General features: G+C 56.8%; 16 protein-coding genes and 1 pseudogene. 10 read left to right on the top strand and 7 right to left on the bottom strand.

What is annotated here, in order from left to right; all coding sequences use genetic code 11:
- Positions 1-28 precede the first annotated feature (28 nt).
- Complete coding sequence (locus JCM12296_RS05945; RefSeq protein WP_054690958.1) at positions 29-331, bottom strand: hypothetical protein; 303 nt, start codon at positions 329-331, stop codon at positions 29-31.
- A gap of 152 nt (positions 332-483) precedes the next feature.
- Between JCM12296_RS05945 and JCM12296_RS05940 the strand changes: the two genes are divergently transcribed.
- From JCM12296_RS05940 to JCM12296_RS50225, 6 genes and pseudogenes are all read left to right on the top strand, one after another.
- A complete protein-coding gene (locus tag JCM12296_RS05940; protein ID WP_054690955.1) occupies positions 484-1,179 on the top strand; it encodes a Bax inhibitor-1/YccA family protein in 696 nt (231 codons plus the stop codon).
- A gap of 348 nt (positions 1,180-1,527) precedes the next feature.
- Positions 1,528-1,686, top strand: coding sequence for a PEP-CTERM sorting domain-containing protein (locus JCM12296_RS50230; RefSeq protein ID WP_083455884.1), 159 nt, complete (start codon positions 1,528-1,530; stop codon positions 1,684-1,686).
- A gap of 212 nt (positions 1,687-1,898) precedes the next feature.
- The gene (gene parE / locus JCM12296_RS05935) at positions 1,899-3,824 is read left to right on the top strand and encodes a DNA topoisomerase IV subunit B (protein ID WP_054690953.1); all 1,926 of its coding nucleotides are present in this window, start codon (positions 1,899-1,901) and stop codon (positions 3,822-3,824) included.
- Positions 3,825-3,867: 43 nt separating this feature from the next.
- Positions 3,868-4,593, top strand: coding sequence for a DNA gyrase subunit A (locus tag JCM12296_RS51310; protein WP_246804018.1), 726 nt, complete (start codon positions 3,868-3,870; stop codon positions 4,591-4,593).
- A complete protein-coding gene (parC, locus tag JCM12296_RS05930) occupies positions 4,494-6,179 on the top strand; it encodes a DNA topoisomerase IV subunit A (protein ID WP_306303971.1) in 1,686 nt (561 codons plus the stop codon). The genes JCM12296_RS51310 and parC overlap by 100 nt, the downstream gene beginning before the upstream one ends.
- A 107-nt stretch (positions 6,180-6,286) precedes the next feature.
- Positions 6,287-8,901, top strand: a pseudogene (locus tag JCM12296_RS50225) (1-acyl-sn-glycerol-3-phosphate acyltransferase).
- A 79-nt stretch (positions 8,902-8,980) separates the two neighbouring features.
- On the opposite strand, the gene JCM12296_RS05915 reads toward JCM12296_RS50225, so the two are convergent.
- From JCM12296_RS05915 to JCM12296_RS05895, 6 genes are all read right to left on the bottom strand, one after another.
- Positions 8,981-9,331: an HNH endonuclease gene (locus JCM12296_RS05915; RefSeq protein ID WP_157067402.1), complete on the bottom strand. Its 351-nt coding sequence runs from the start codon at positions 9,329-9,331 to the stop codon at positions 8,981-8,983.
- Positions 9,332-9,366: 35 nt separating this feature from the next.
- Positions 9,367-9,684: a hypothetical protein gene (locus JCM12296_RS05910; protein WP_054690946.1), complete on the bottom strand. Its 318-nt coding sequence runs from the start codon at positions 9,682-9,684 to the stop codon at positions 9,367-9,369.
- 186 nt (positions 9,685-9,870) lie between these two features.
- The gene (locus tag JCM12296_RS05905) at positions 9,871-10,470 is read right to left on the bottom strand and encodes a YkgJ family cysteine cluster protein (protein ID WP_054690944.1); all 600 of its coding nucleotides are present in this window, start codon (positions 10,468-10,470) and stop codon (positions 9,871-9,873) included.
- Positions 10,467-10,589: a hypothetical protein gene (locus JCM12296_RS47105; RefSeq protein ID WP_281491934.1), complete on the bottom strand. Its 123-nt coding sequence runs from the start codon at positions 10,587-10,589 to the stop codon at positions 10,467-10,469. Before JCM12296_RS47105 ends, JCM12296_RS05905 begins: the two co-directional genes overlap by 4 nt.
- On the bottom strand, positions 10,586-12,430 hold the full coding sequence (locus JCM12296_RS05900) for a sensor histidine kinase (protein ID WP_054690942.1): 1,845 nt from the start codon (positions 12,428-12,430) through the stop codon (positions 10,586-10,588). The genes JCM12296_RS47105 and JCM12296_RS05900 overlap by 4 nt, the downstream gene beginning before the upstream one ends.
- Positions 12,427-13,125: a response regulator transcription factor gene (locus tag JCM12296_RS05895; protein ID WP_054690940.1), complete on the bottom strand. Its 699-nt coding sequence runs from the start codon at positions 13,123-13,125 to the stop codon at positions 12,427-12,429. Before JCM12296_RS05895 ends, JCM12296_RS05900 begins: the two co-directional genes overlap by 4 nt.
- Before the next feature lie 209 nt (positions 13,126-13,334).
- Between JCM12296_RS05895 and JCM12296_RS05890 the strand changes: the two genes are divergently transcribed.
- The 4 genes from JCM12296_RS05890 to JCM12296_RS05875 all read left to right on the top strand — a co-directional run bounded on the left by JCM12296_RS05890 (position 13,335) and on the right by JCM12296_RS05875 (position 15,960).
- Entirely contained in the window at positions 13,335-14,045 is a 711-nt protein-coding gene (locus JCM12296_RS05890; RefSeq protein ID WP_054690938.1) for a VWA domain-containing protein, read from the top strand.
- The gene (locus JCM12296_RS05885) at positions 13,967-14,770 is read left to right on the top strand and encodes a vWA domain-containing protein (RefSeq protein WP_157067401.1); all 804 of its coding nucleotides are present in this window, start codon (positions 13,967-13,969) and stop codon (positions 14,768-14,770) included. The genes JCM12296_RS05890 and JCM12296_RS05885 overlap by 79 nt, the downstream gene beginning before the upstream one ends.
- Before the next feature lie 93 nt (positions 14,771-14,863).
- Positions 14,864-15,424 (top strand): PspA/IM30 family protein, encoded by a 561-nt coding sequence (locus tag JCM12296_RS05880; RefSeq protein WP_054690933.1) that lies wholly within the window; start codon positions 14,864-14,866, stop codon positions 15,422-15,424.
- The gene (locus JCM12296_RS05875; protein WP_054690931.1) at positions 15,421-15,960 is read left to right on the top strand and encodes a hypothetical protein; all 540 of its coding nucleotides are present in this window, start codon (positions 15,421-15,423) and stop codon (positions 15,958-15,960) included. Before JCM12296_RS05880 ends, JCM12296_RS05875 begins: the two co-directional genes overlap by 4 nt.
- Positions 15,961-16,078 lie beyond the last annotated feature (118 nt).

Here is a 16,078-nt window from a genome sequence, read left to right as displayed (position 1 = left end):
AACGTCTGATAAGATATATTATGTCAAATTAACGATCCGACGTGACATTACTTTCTGTCACGTTCGGTCTCGTGTATTTTCGAAGCACTTCCCGAACGGCCGGCACCACATAAAGCCCTTCGTGTGGCAGATGGGAAATTGCCTGGGCCAACACCTTTATCTTTTTGCGCGTGGAGATACTTTTATCGATGATGCAGTTCATTTTTCCCTTGATGATGCAAAACCCACTTTTTACGGAAATCCCGCTGTTGCGGAAATTTTGTTCCGAAACCCGTACACCCAGTTTTTCAGCCAGGTCCTTGAGCTCCTGATAAATCTGTTCAGACTGCATGGCAACACTCGAATCTTACGACGGATAATATCATTGCTGCGGATCTGTTCTTACCAGCTTTAAACTTGAAAATAAAGAAGCCTGTGTTATATTCAGAATGCCTTGAATGAGAACGGAACCCTTTAAAATCAAAAATGATATGGAGGAATTTAATGCAGTCGATTCCAATGGAAAGAACGCAAGCACAAGTTAGAGTCAATACTTTCGTTCAAAGTGTCTACAACTGGATGGCCATCGGCCTGGCCCTGACCGGCGGCGTGGCTTGGTTTGTCGCCAACAACGAGCCGTTGCTGCGATTCGTCTACCAAGCGCGGTGGCTTTTTTTCATCGGTGAGATTGCGTTGGTTTTTATGCTGGCCGGCCGGGTTCACAAGATGAAGGCATCCACGGCGACGGGCATGTTCATGTTTTATGCGGCCCTGAACGGGGCGACCCTATCGTTTATTTTTCTCGTGTACACGATGTCGTCGATTGCCTCGACATTCTTTATCTGCGCCGGAACATTCGCCGCCTGTAGCGTTTTCGGATGGGCCACCAAACGGGATTTGACCGGTTTGGGGAATTTCATGTTCATGGGGTTGATTGGCATTTTGATCGCCTCAGTGGTCAATATTTTTCTGAAAAGTGCGGGCATGCAGATGATCATCAGCTACATCGGCGTGATCGTTTTCACCGGATTGACCGCCTACGATACCCAGAAGCTAAAGGCCATGGCCATGGGCCAGCCGGCTGGGCTTGATGCCGCCGTGGTCCGGAAAGGTGCCATCATCGGTGCATTGACCCTGTACCTGGATTTCATCCTGATGTTTCAATACCTTTTGATGATTTTTGGTGGCAATCGAGATTAATCGAAAAACCAACCTGATTTTTTGAGGGGTGTGCGGTTTGTCAACCGCCACCCCTTTTTTATTTTTATAGGGTGTTGCTCACAATGCGCTTTCCGGCTTGGCGCGATAGTATGATTTCATGGCTCCAGTGAATAAGCCAAGCCGCAGTCTCGACACCATCCTGGTGTCCTAAGCCAAGCCCTATATCATAAAATACAATGTGTCCATTTTTGGCGAGTTTGATGTAGATGCTGAAGGGACTGGTGGTGAAAGGTATGACCCCTTATACTTTACAATTTCAAGGCTAACAGGTTATGCGGAAGAAGATCTTATTGACCTTTTTATATAACCAACGCAGATGGTTATACAATGGCCGTTCATGTAGGCGATATCGGCCCATTTGACGGTATTGACAGTGCTTTTTTTTCAGACGGTGGTACACCCGTCCCTGAACCCGCAACCATGCTTTTACTGGGAACTGGTTTGGTCGGCTTGGCCGGATTTAGCCGAAAGAAGTTTAGGAAATAGCCAATCCCCTCCCCCACAATTAGCTAATTTTTCCCACAGGCAGGACGGTATTCCGTTCTGCCTGTGTTTTTTTCTATCGCCCTGACACCATATTGATTTTTTAACCGATATCCATCATAAAGAGACCGCAAGCAGATCAAACCAACACAACCGATCGGCAACTCTTCCATGGGTGTAGCCCGCTTTGGTATGATTTATTTGGAGGTAGTACCATCAAATCCGATCAACTTTTCAACGCCAACGGTTCAACCCAACACGACTACAACGCCGCATCCTTGGAGGTGCTCAAAGGGCTGGACCCGGTGCGCCGCCGGCCGGGCATGTATACCGATACCCAACGGCCCAACCACCTGGCCCAGGAGGTGATTGACAACAGCGTGGACGAGGCCATTGCCGGCTTTGCCAAACGCATCGACGTCATTCTGCATGCGGACGGCTCCCTCAGTGTGGCCGATGACGGCCGTGGGATGCCCACGGACATTCACCCCGAGGAAGGCATCACCGGCGTGGAGGTGATCCTCTTGAAACTGCATGCCGGAGCTAAATTTTCCAACAAAGACTACCAGTTTTCCGGCGGTCTGCACGGCGTGGGCGTATCCGTGGTCAACGCCCTTTCCACGCGTCTGGAAGTCGAGATCAAGCGCGACGGTAAAAAACACTTTATCTGGTTTGCCGGCGGACGCAAGCAGCAGGACCTGGTCGTTACCGGCACGGTGGGCCAGCGCAACACCGGCACCTCTATCCGCTTCTGGCCCGACGCCACCTATTTTGATTCGGTTCGCTTTTCCGCCCGCCGCCTGCGGCACACCCTGCGGGCCAAGGCCGTGCTCTGCCCGGGGCTGACCGTCACCTTCAGCGACGAAAACACCGGTGAAAAAGAGACTTGGTACTACGAAGACGGTCTCAAGGAATACCTGGCCGGCAGCCTCGCAGAATGCGAATTGATTCCGGAGGAGCCCTTTGTCGGACGGCTGGACGGGGAGGGCGAAGCCGTGACCTGGGCGGTGGTGTGGCTGCCCGAAGGCGGCGAAACAGTCACCGAAAGCTATGTCAACCTGATCCCCACGCCCCAGGGCGGCACCCATGTCAACGGCTTTCGGTCCGGGCTTTTAGCCGCCATCCGCGAATTCTGTGACTTCCGCAAACTGATTCCACGCGGGATCAAACTGGCGCCGGACGATATCTGGGAGCGCTGCGCCTACGTGTTGTCGGCCAAAATGACCGATCCGCAGTTTTCCGGCCAAACCAAGGAGCGGCTCTCCTCGCGGCAATGTGCCGCTTTCGTGAACGGCGTGGTCAAGGATGCCTTTAGCCTGTGGCTCAACCACCACACCGAGGCCGGCGAGCGTTTGGCGGAGATGGCTATCGAGAGTGCCCGCAATCGCCTCAGGGCCGGCAAACGCATCGAGCGCAAAAAGGTCACCGCCGGACCTGCCCTACCCGGCAAACTGGCCGACTGTATCAGCCAAAACCCGGATCAAACCGAACTCTTTCTGGTGGAGGGGGATTCGGCCGGCGGATCGGCCAAGCAGGCCCGGGACCGCCAGACCCAGGCGGTGATGCCCTTGCGCGGCAAGATTCTCAACACCTGGGAGGTGGATGCGACCCAGATCCTCGGCTCCAAGGAGGTTCACGACATTGCCGTGGCCATTGGCGTCGATCCCGGCGCCCAGCAGCTGAACGGTCTGCGCTACGCCAGGATTTGCATTCTCGCCGATGCCGATTCCGATGGCCTGCACATCGCCACCCTGCTCTGCGCGCTTTTCCTGCAACATTTTACCCCGCTGGTGAAAGCCGGCCATGTTTTTGTGGCCATGCCCCCCCTCTATCGCATCGACGTGGCCAAGGCGGTTTATTATGCGTTGGATGAGGCCGAAAAAACCGCCATTGTCCGGCGTATCCAGCGCCAGAAGTCCAACGCTAAAATCAATGTCCAACGGTTCAAGGGGCTGGGCGAAATGAACCCGCTCCAGTTGCGTGAAACCACCATGGCTCCGGATACGCGCCGGTTGGTCCAATTGACCGTGGATGAAACCGACGCGACATTCGCCACCCTGGATATGCTGCTGGGGAAAAAACGGGCCGCCGATCGACGCCAGTGGATCGAGGAGAGCGGCGACCTGGCCGAAGTGGAATAAGACGGATTTATAAAAAGTAGAAAGAAGCAGGAACCCCTTTTCTATGCCCACCGCAACATCCATCAATACCGAACGCATGCCCCTGCAGCAGTTCACCCGGCAGGCCTATCTCGACTATGCCATGTATGTGATCATGGATCGTGCCCTGCCCCATATCGGCGACGGCCTCAAGCCGGTCCAGCGGCGCATCGTTTACGCCATGAGTGAGCTGGGGCTGAAAGCCGCCGCCAAATATAAGAAGTCGGCCCGCACCGTGGGCGACGTTCTGGGCAAATTCCATCCCCATGGCGACACGGCTTGCTACGAGGCCATGGTGCTCATGGCGCAGCCCTTCTCCTACCGCTATCCGCTGGTCGATGGTCAGGGAAACTGGGGCGCTCCGGACGATCCCAAGTCCTTTGCCGCCATGCGCTATACCGAAGCACGCCTTTCGGCCTACGCCGAGGTGCTGCTTGCCGAAATCGCCATGGGTACGGTTCAGTGGGTGCCCAATTTCGACGGCACGCTGAAAGAGCCCCGCGTGCTGCCGGCGCGATTGCCCAATATTCTGCTCAACGGCACCACCGGCATCGCCGTGGGCATGGCCACGGACATCCCGCCCCATAACATCGGCGAAGTGGTCGAAGCCTGCATCCATCTGATCGACCATCCCGACGCCAGCGTCGAAGCCTGTGTGAAATCATCCTGGGACCGGACTATCCCTGCGGAGCCGAAATCATCACCCCAAAAGCGGATATTGTCGAGATGTACCGGACCGGTCGGGGGATGATCCGCATGCGCGCCACCTTTGAGCAGGAAAACGGCGACATCATCATCACCGCCCTGCCCCACCAAGTTTCACCGGCCAAGGTGTTGGAGCAGATCGCGGCCCAGATGAACAAAAAAAAGCTGCCCATGGTGGCCGACTTGCGGGACGAGTCCGATCATGACGATCCCATTCGGCTGGTCATCGTGCCACGGTCCAATCGGGTGGACAAAGAGGCGCTCATGGCCCACCTGTTCGCCACCACCGAGTTGGAAAAAACTTTTCGGGCCAACCTGAACGTCATCGGGCTGGACCGCAAACCAGGTGTCAAAACCCTTTGCCAACTTCTCAACGAGTGGATTGCCTTTCGCGAAACAACCGTCCGGGATCGCTTGCAATACCGCCTTGATAAGGTCTTGGAGCGGCTGCACATCCTGGAGGGCTTGCAGATCGCCTATCTGAACATCGACGAAGTGATCCGCATCATTCGTAGTGAAGACGAGCCCAAACCGGTCTTGATGGCACGTTTCGGTTTATCGGAAATCCAAGCCGAGGCCATCCTGCAATTGCGCCTGCGCCATCTGGCCCGATTGGAGGAGATGAAAATTCGCGCCGAACAAGAGGCCCTCGATAAGGAGCGTCAGTTTCTGGAGAAAACCCTGGGTTCGCCGGCGCGGCTCAAAACCCTGATTAAAAAGGAGTTGCGCGCAGACGCCAAAGCCTACGGCGACGATCGACGCACGGCCATCGTGGAGCGTAGAGAGGCCCAGGCCATCACCGAGGAGCAATTGGCGCCGGTCGAGCCGGTGACCGTGATCCTGTCGGCCAACGGCTGGGTGCGGGCGGCCAAGGGCCATGAGATCGATCCTGGCGAAACGACCTACCGGCCTGGGGATCGCTTCCTGGACGCCGCACGCGGCCGAAGCAACCAGCCCGTGGTCTTTCTGGACTCCACGGGTCGCTCCTACAGCCTGTCGGCGCATACGCTGCCATCGGCTAGAGGCTATGGTGAGCCGCTTACCGGGCGTTTCGTTCTACCGGCCGGGGCGATCTTCACCAGCGTGATCATGGCCCCGCCCGATCAGCAACTCCTCATGGCCAGTGACGCCGGTTACGGGTTCATCACCAGTTTCGAGGAACTGATCACCCGCAACACCAAGGGCAAGGCCCTATTGAGTCTGCCCAAGGGGGCCCAGCCGCTGCCGCCCCTTTTGGTCGACAATATCACCGGCCACCTCCTGGCCGCGGTGACCAACGAGGGGCGCATGCTGGTCTTTCCCCTGGACCGGCTGCCCGCCATCGCCAAAGGCAAAGGCAACAAAATTATCCAAATCTCGGCCAAGCAGGCCCGCGAAGGCACCGACCGACTGGTCCATCTCACCCTCGTACCATCAGAAGGAACGCTGACGATCCACGCCGGCAAACGGTTTTTCAAACTGACCGCCGGCAATCTGGCCCAATATATGGGCGAACGCGGTCGTCGCGGCAAAAAATTGCCCCGTGGCTTTCAAAATGTGGATCGTCTGGAGAGCGAGGCGCCACTCCAGGCTCCCTTGGGGCTGCCGCTGGCATCATCCAACGAATCCGAACCCACCGATCCCGAGCGCTAAATGTGATCTTTCAAATCCACACGGAATAATCTGCGTTCACAACAACAACCATAGGCCACACATTGATCGTCTGTGGCCTTTTTGCACAGATCTGGTATAACCGCGCCATGAAGAAAACTGCATCCATGATCAAAGACCTGCTTCTGCGCATGACCGGGCCGGCAGAGAAGTTGTTTGCCTGTTGGCTGCCCGCCAGAATCGGCTTTTTTACCCTGTTCATCCTACGCCGGCTGTTTTCCGGCGTGTCGATCAATCCGCAACTCCAGCGCACGATCGATGATCTGCCCAATAATGCGGTCATTGTTTATGTGTCCAAAAATAAAAGTTATTTCGAATTCCTATGTTATTTTACGCGTTATATGCAAGCCCGCCTGCCCTTCCCCCAACTCTGTTTCGAGGGTAAAATTCGTATTCTGCAGCCGGTGGGAAGGCTGTTGCTCATCACGTATGCTCAGATCCGTCACTTTTTTCGGCACTTCGCCTTGCGCGATCCTTACCAGGCGGGTTTCATCCGTGAGGAGATCGAAAGCGGGACGACCGCCTATCTGCCACTGGTGGGCAAACGCGACTTCTATCGCAGTTTCATCAAGTCCAAGACCGACCCCATCCGCCATTTGATCCAGATCCAACAGAATCTGAAGCGCCCCATCTGCCTGGTTCCCCAGTTGATGTTATTCAGCAAACGACCGGCATCGACCTACCCCACGCTGACCGACATCGTTTTCGGTTCCCCCCAGAAACCGCGCAAGCTGCGGCGCCTGGCCATCCTTTTCAACAAACCCGAGCGGATCTTCATCGAGGTTTCCGACCCCGTCAATCTCCAGCATTTTCTCGACCTGCCGGAAAACCAGGGACACAGCCCCGCTTACCTGGCCATGAAGTTGCGTCGGGATTTGCTCAGGCAGATCAATGCCCATCGACGCAGCATCACCGGTCCGACGATCAAGATGCCGGAAGAGATCAAACAGGAAATTCTCACCAGCGCGGAACTGCGTCAGTTCATGGTCGCCTATGCCAAGCGCCGAAACACCACGATATTCGAAGCCCACCACGAAGCCCTGGGCTATATCGATGAGATCGCCGCCAATTACAGCCCGTCGTTCATCAATCTGGCGCATCGCCTCCTCGGGCGCTTTCTCCGCGTGGTCTTCGAATCGGTGACAGCCAGTCCCGATGCGTTGGCTGAAATCAAACGGGTTTCACGCAAGGGACCGGTGATTTTCGTTCCCGCCCACAAGAGCCATATGGACTCGATCCTGCTCTCCTATACGCTCTATGACAACCACATGCCCTGCCCGCACATCTTTGCCGGCAAAAATCTGGCCTTCTGGCCCATGGCGTCGATCTTCAGACGGGTCGGCGCTTTTTTCGTTCGCCGCAGCTTCAAGGGGGCGGTCTTCTACGCCAAGGTTTTCTCGGCTTACATTTTTGAATTGCTCAAGGAAGGCTTCAACATCGCCGTCTATATCGAAGGCACTCGCAGCCGTAGCGGAAAGCTCCTGCGACCCCAGTTGGGCATGCTCTCCATCCTGTTGCACGCTTATTTCGAAGGGGCTTGCAAGGATCTGATCTTTATTCCGGTCTTCATCGCCTACGACCGTATTCCCGATGAGGGATCGTACCTGAATGAGATCAGCGGCGGAAAAAAACCACCGGAAAACTTCCGCCAGATGCTCAAGGCCAAGTCCATGTTGAAGACCCGCTATGGCAGCGTCTACCTCAATTTCGGCAACCCCGTGTCCTGAACGACGCCCTTGCCGAGCAGGCCCTGAACGCCTCCCCCCTGTCGTCCAAACAACAGAACATGATATGCCGGGAGATCGGGGCCCAAATCATGAACGCCATCGACCGGCAGACCGTGGTGACGCCCCAATCCATGATTGCCGGCGTGCTTCTCTCGGGCGGAAGAGAGATGCTCTCCCGCAGGGAATTGGAATTTCGGTCAGAGGCGGCCATGCATTTGCTCGAAGCCCAGGGAACCCCCATGGCCGACTCCCTGGCTCAGGATCTCAAGAGTGCCATGGAAAATACCCTGGCCCATTATCATGGCCGTAAATTCATCCAAAGCATCGACGATTCCGCCAAGGGAGGAAGTTCCGGAGAGAATTGGCGAGTTGTCGAAAATAGACGCAACGCACTGGATTATTACAAGAATATCAGTATTTGTCATTTTATTCCGGCGGCCTTCACAGCCCTTGCGATTCTGGAAAAGGATGCCTTTCAATTCTCGGCCACGGATCTGCACGACACCTATCGGCAATTGCAGGAACTCTTTTCCGAAGAATTCAACCCGGATCCCCAACATCCACCGGCCTTCATTGTGCGCAAGACCGTCAAGGCCTTCATCGACATGGCCATCCTGGTTCCCCACCCGAGTATGCCGGACACCTACTATCTCTCTTCCGAGGGATATCGCAAACTGATTTTTTTCGCCGGATATGTCGAGCCGTTCATCGCCGCCTACCAGACGGCACTGGTCTACTTTGCCAAAAACCGGCGCAATCACCATGATCACGGCAAAATGTTGAAACGCATGCTGGCCATCGGCAACCGGATGCTCCGCCAGGGTGAAATTCGTCTACAGGAGTCGGTCTCCAAGGCGATCTACGCCAACGCAGCCAATTTTTTCAACAAAATCGGAATCAAAGGATCCGAGGACGAGGAAACCATCCGGATTTGGGAGGCCACTCTGGCCCGCTACCAGAATCTGATCGACCGATAACAACGGACCATCCGCAAACGCACCCGATAAAAGTTGGTGCCCATCCAATTCTGACGAATTCATCAGGAATAGGCGGATCCTATTGTCGTCGGCCTGACAGGGGGCGCCGTTTACGGACCGTTTTTTTGCGGATCACCTGGAGGGAATCGTAAAGCTTGGAGCGGGTCTTACGTTTGAGATCCTTGATGACTTTGGGGGAAGGATCGCTTTGCACGGCTTCAAAGCAGGCCGGGCAAAGCGCCACCATGTTTTTGATGGAGTGTTCGCCGCCATCGGATAGCGGCTGGATATAAAACGGCTTGAGCGCGGTTTCCGGATCGGCATCGGCGGCAGCCGGCTGGCCGCAGTGCTCACAGCACATGCCGCAGCGACGCAGCACCGAGTCGAAGACGTTCTTTTTTCGGTTGAACGGTTCCGTTCCGTCGGCCACGGCTTTCCATGGCTTGCCGGGAGCTGGTTTTTCAATCACCGGCGAGCGGAAAACGGGTCCGACTTTCCGGGCATGGGCATGTAGGGATTTGTATTTTTCAGGCGTCTCGGCTTTTCCAGGGGATAGGCCCTGGCTATCCGTTGATACGGGTGAAACATCGGCCTTTTTACGCTTGCGTACCGGACCTTGCTTTCCGGACGGGTGGCACCGCGGTCACCCGACACGGATTTCAGCCACAAACTGTGGTTCTCCTTCTGCAATCGCTGCTTTAGTTCGTCATAAGTTTCGTCGGCATCGAACTTGACGTTCATTTCCCGCAGCATTTGCTGAATTTCCAGTTTGCTCAGTGTCATGGGACCTTCGATCCACCTTTTTAAATAACATTGTCGCATGGGACAAGAATCAAAAATACAGATTAGGCCAATGGCGCGTTTCCATTAACCCAAAAAGGTTCGTTGATTACACCAAACTCTTTGCGGATGCAATCTCATTTTTCAAAGCCCGCTTGCCCAAAGATGGAAACCGCGCCGGCCAGGGCGTCATGCACCGGTCCGTGGTCCGCCAGCCGCCAGCATGCGATTGATTCCAATGCCGTGGGTTTTTCCGAAAACCATCACTGCTTCAGGCTTGTGCTCACCGGCCAGGTAGACATTGAGAAAAGCCGGGGTGTCGAGCATGTGCAAAATGTAGGACAGGTGGCCACTATACCCCGTATCGTCCAGTGACTGGAGCGCCCGGATGGCCGCATCGCCCAAGTCCATCACCTGGCGGCTGAGCAGGGGATGCTGATCCGGGCCGCAAATCTTGAGCGAGTATATGCGTCGACAGGCAAAGGGGCGAACCGCGTAAATCATGCAGGACCGGTTTTTCATGAGAAACGGGCAGGCCGAGACTTTTTTTTGCTCCCGTCGCCGCATGTCGGCCGACAGCATTTTTTTTAGCGTTGTCTGCCGGGGCCGGGGCATGGCGGCAATGACATCCCGGATCGCCAGGCCCTCCAGCGTGGTGATATCGATGCTGCCGGCATCGCTGCAGCAGAAGGCGCAGCCCTTGGCGCAGGCGGCATCCGCCTTATAAGATTGCGCCGCGGCTTCGAAGTTGTCGTAGATCGGTTGCAGTTGGTCGATTTTGGTTTTCATGACACCTTATGCGGAGAAGGTTGCCGTTTGGTCGGCAGGCTGATGGTGATCGCACAACCGGGGCCGGCGTTGTTGTCCGCCCGTACCCGCCCGCCCATGGCCAGGACGAATTTTTTCACCAGGCCAGACCGATCCCGGTTCCGCCGGTACTGCGCGTCAGGTTGTTATCCACGCGATAGAAATCCTCAAATACCCGCATCAGCGCTCGCCGGGGAATGCCCGGGCCGGTATCGCCGACCGTCAGTTCGACCCACCCATCCTTCGGCCGAACCGTGATGGTAATGTGCCTATCCGTCAGGTGGCGGCCGAATTTGATGCTGTTTTCCATGAGGTTGATCAGCACCTGCACCAGCACCTCGCGGTCATAGGCGAAGTGCGGCAGATCATCGGCCTTGACGGTCAGGGTAAAGCCTTCGCGAGCCAGGCTTTCGGCCATGACAGCTTGGACATCGGTGAGGACATCACTGAGATCCCCTTTGGTCAAGGTGAACTGACGTGTGCGCTTCTCCAATCGGGAGAGTTCCAGCACATTGTTGATCAATCCGGACAGACGCGCGCTTTCCGATGCCAGGATGCCCAGGTAAGCCTGCTCCCGTTCAGGCGTGGCGGCAATTCCCTGCTCGAGCATCTCCACATACATACGGATGTTGGTGAGCGGGGTTTTGAGTTCGTGGGTCACGGCTGAAACGAAACGCGAACGACGCTCGGAAAGATCCAGGACCGAACGGGCACCGTGGTATATGCTCACCAGGCCGGCTACCATGACCACCCCGAGAATGGCCAGGGCCAGGGTGAGAGTTTGTCGGGCGGGAGACGGCGGCAAGGCCACGGCGCGCATTTCGGCCGTCACGAACCCGAAGGGTGCCGGAAAGGTTCTTGCGGCCAGCCGATCACCCGTTCCCGGTGTCGCGCCCGTGCTTCCGGATGAACGGACGGCCCTGACCCCGGCGGCCTGCAGACTCAAGCGGGTATAGCGGGCGATGGGTTGGGGATCATAATGGACCTTGAGCAAATGCTCCAGAAATGGCTGAACTTCCAACACGAATCCCTGGCGATAAATCTGTCCGCCAATGCCGATGCGTCGGAAAATAAAAACGCGCCCCGAATCGATGGTGACTGCCTGCAAGGGCGCCACTTCCACGCGAAAGCGATCGTCGTCAGGCTTCACCGCTGCCGGTACGGCTGGTGACCGGCGCATCGCTGGAGGTGCCGACACGGACGGCTCCGATTCCAAGGCGTCCTCGGCCATTCGCTCGGATGCCGGGATCGTGGCATTTGGTCGTGGGCGGACAGCGCCCGCGATGATGGACTCTGCCGTTTTAGGCGCGGCCGCGGGGACTTCCGATCGGGCCAACTGCATGGCCTGACCGGCGGTAATCTCTTCGACACGCGTTTTCTGCTGCCCAAGGACGCTTTTACTCTTTTTGCGGTCAAAGGTGTTGAGGTAACGATCGGCAAAGGCCGCCTGGGTATTTTGGGCCATGATCGGCGTTTTTTCAGCCTTGATCGGGGCTTTGGTGGCATCGTTGACCGTCCCGGTAGCCCCTGCCTTGCGCTGATTGAAGATCATGTTGATCGCTTCGAGCTGGCGTACCTGGCCGGCAACGGAAACGGGAGCCCGGGTCGCATCCGCAGCCAGCGGCGTCTGAAAGGAACCGTCCGGGTTGTTCTGAAAATAGCCCAGGATGAAATCATCACTGCTTCCATGGGCCAGGGGGGACACCACCGGGTGGCCATCCTGAACCAGCGTATGGCGATACGCGTCCACACCGCGCCGCTCCTCGCGCTGGACCAGTTCGGCCATTTCGGTTTCCATATCGTCGAAGAGCCGTTCGGCAAAAAAGCGTACCTGAGCTTCGGCTTCGCGGTCCAGGGCGCCGTAGGTACGCCACCCCACGAAGAGCAATGGCAGGCTGAGCAGCACGCCAAAAAGGATCATATAAACGCGCAGGCGTTTCACCGCGCCGTCTCCAAGCGATAGCCCTCACCACGCACGGTCCGGATCAGTCCATGGCCGCCGGTCAGGGCCGTCAGCTTTTTTCTCAGCTTTAGCATGTGAATATCGACCGTGCGTGTTTCCACTCCGGGATCGGTGTAATGCCAGACCTCAGTGAGCAGTTCGCCCTTGGAGACGATGCGATCCTGGTGCCGGAAAAGATACCCCATGATGTCCATCTCCCGTCGGGTCAACGGTTCCACGCGATCATTGGCACTTGCCTGAAGATTGGCGCCGTCGAAGAGGATTCCGCCGAAACGAATTTTCTCATCCCCCACCGGTCTGCCGCTGCGCCGCAGCACCGCCTCCACGCGCACCATCAATTCACGCAGGGAAAAGGGTTTGCTCACGTAATCATCGGCCCCAGCGCTGAATCCCGTGACAACGTCATCTTCAGAACCCTTGGCCGTCAGCATGACCACCGGTTGGGCGGGACGCTTGCGGCGCACTTCCCGGCAAATGGTAAATCCGTCCATACCGGGCAGCATCACATCGAGCAGGACCAGGTCATACTGTCCGCTCAGGATCGCCTCACACCCCTTGCTGCCATCGGCAACGGCATGGGCCGCATAGCCGTTGAACACCAATACGTCGCAGAGTCCCCCTGAAATGGCCGGGTCGTCCTCCACCACCAGAATGCTGGCCTTGGGCTGAACCATACGGTCTCCTTGAATTTAAAAAAACGTCCGCTACGATTCCTTTCTATTACACGATCAAAGCCTTCGGCAAAGTAAAAGTTATGCAAAAAAAAGCAGGCTAACCTTTTGCATTTGTTTGAATTGTATTTCAAGCCAGGCCACGTACAATCCCATCATGAACCATCGCTGACAGCATTTATCTTCACTTCATTCCCAAAGGAGGCATTCCAATGACCCCATCCAGAAAAAGCTTGTTCGCCATCATCGCCCTGATCATCGGTACCACAGCGGCCCTGGCCGCCATGGCCGATCGGGGCAACCCGGCAGCGTCTACACCGGTTCCGACGGATTCTATTCCGGTGAACGACACCGGCCTCACGATTTCCGGTGAGGTGGTCCAGGAAAAAGTGCTCAAGGACGGTGACGGCCGTGTCACCGTGGCCCTGAGCCTGACGGCCCCCCACTTGATAGAGGACGCTTCGCTGCCCATTCCGGCGGCCGATCTGGTGATCGTCCTGGACCGTAGCGGATCCATGGAGGGACAAAAACTCCAGGATGCCCGCCAGGCCGTGATCCGGCTTTTGGATCAACTCGGCCCGGATGATCGTTTGGCCTTGGTCACCTATTCCGACGGCGTCCAAACCCCTTCCGCCCTGGTTCCCATCACGGCAAACAACCATCGGCGGCTGAGCGCGCTGGTCCAGCGGGTGACCTCGGGCGGCGGCACCAACCTGGGAGGTGGTCTCAAGCAAGGCATCGACCTCATGACCCAGCGCCCGGCGCCGAGCGGCAGCGCAAAGTCATTCTCATTTCCGATGGCCTGGCCAACCAGGGAATCACGGATCCAGCGGCTCTGGGTATCATGGCGACGGCCGCGGTGGAACATCGCTTTTCCATCAGCACGGTGGGCGTCGGTCTGGATTTCAATGAAATGCTCATGACCACCATCGCCGATCATGGGGCCGGCAGCTACCACTTTCTGGAAAACCCACAGGCCTTTGCCCATGTTTTCGAAGACGAGCTGTCCGCCAGCCGCCGGGTGGCCGCCACCGATGTGAAAATCCGCATTCCCTTGGGAGCCGGGGTTCGGCTGATCAGTGCCGGCGGCTATCCCATTCATCACGAGAGCGAAGCAGCCGTCATCGCACCCGGCAACCTGTTGTCCGGCCAGCAGCGCACTTTGTACCTGACCTTCCAGGTTCCCACGGCAACCGAACGAGAAATCCTTCTGGGCCAGGTGCAAGCCGACTCTATCATGGACGGCAAGCCGCAAACTTCGGCCCTTGCCCAGCCTTTGACAGTGGCTTGTGTTCCCGACCCGGCAGCGGTCATGGCCAGCATTAAAAAGGAAACCTGGGCCGATCAGGTGGTTCAGGAGGAGTTCAGCCAACTGAAGGAGTCCGTGGCCGCCGATATCCGTGACGGGGAAAAAGAGCGCGCCCAGCAGCGCATCGAAGCCTACAAAACCAAACAGGCGGCCATCAATGCCGTGGTCGGCTCAAGCAAGGTGACCCAAAACCTCGACACGGATGTCCAGGCGTTGCGGGAAAGTGTTGACGACACGTTCGCCGGCCCGCCGGCCGCCGTGGCCGCGAAAAAGAAACAGGCCGCCAAATCCCTGCAGTATGACAGCTACCAGAAAAGAAGAGACAAACACCAGAAATAACACGATCAGCGAAAGGCTGACGGGACCGGATGCTTACCCCTCAGCCTTTCCGCAGATATCTTGTTGCCAATCCCCATAATAAAGGAGCCAAATATGTCACTGATGAGCCGTTTGTTGAGACTTTGCAAGGCCGATGCCCACGGCGTGATGGACCAGCTTGAAGACAGAGGGCTGCTGCTCAAGCAATACTTAAGGGAAATGGAGGAAAGCCTGGATCAAAAAACGCGTCAGATGGTCGCTCTGACCGAACGGTTGGACCGGCTTGCCGCCCAAGTGGCGCATCGTAGTGAAGAAATGCAGCAGTTGGAACCGGATCTCAATCTGGCCCTTGCCAAAGAAAAGGATGACATCGCCAGAATGTTGATCCGCCGTCGTCGCAGCCTGGATGCCACCATCCGCCATCTCAAGGAACAACAAGACGCCCTGTCGACGGACAAGGCGCGTTTGGCGGAAGTTCTCTCGCGACAGCGGCTGCAATTCGAATCGCTCAAGGCCAGGGCCGACCGGTATTGCCAGCCGGTAGCGGATGACTGCTTCAGCCAGGCCGCACACGCGTTTCCAATGAATACCGACCCCCTGGAAAACGGCGACGAGGCCGTCGAACTGGAGCTTTTACAGCGTAAGGAAGCACTACAGAAAGGAGACCAGCTATGACCCCATCGATTCGAACGACACTGATCTATGGACTGATCAGTGCCCTGGTCGTGATGCCGGTGGCCGGCTGGCTGGCCGGTCCCATCGGTGGGTCCATGGCCTTCAAATTGACCCTGTGGCTGGATCTTCTCATCTATGCCCTGCTGCTGGCCCGTTGGGGAAGGCGGCATCCGGCCACGATCCTCTTTCCCATGGGCCTGCTTTTGGGAGCGGCATTGTGGCCGGGCGTCTACACCGGATTTTTTTGCCTGGGGCTGGGAATGCTGGCCTGGATTCGCAGCGGCATCTGCTTCACCACCACCCCCTTGCGGGCATTATTGGCGGAAACGATCGCCATTGGTGGCGGCATCGCCCTGACGGTCTTTTTCCATCCGACAACGGCCATCTCCTGGGCCATCGCCATCTGGTTGTTCTTCCTGATGCAGGCGCTTTATTTTTTCATCGTTCCATCCAGCCGCCGGGACTCATCGGCAACGGCCCAAGAAGATCCGTTTGAGCGAGCGTGTCGGGATGTCAAACGCTTGTTGGAAGAGTAAGGAAGCCCCCCATGAAATCGGCCAGGGCAGACAGCGCCATCCGGCCCTGGCTGCCCTATTCTTCTATTCTTGATGAACTCGTAAGAAGTCGCATTTCCGACGGATTCGTAAAAAGCCC

This window comes from Desulfosarcina cetonica JCM 12296, assembly GCF_001311845.1.
GTDB lineage: Bacteria > Desulfobacterota > Desulfobacteria > Desulfobacterales > Desulfosarcinaceae > Desulfosarcina > Desulfosarcina cetonica.
This window is presented reverse-complemented; position numbering and strand designations above follow the sequence as displayed.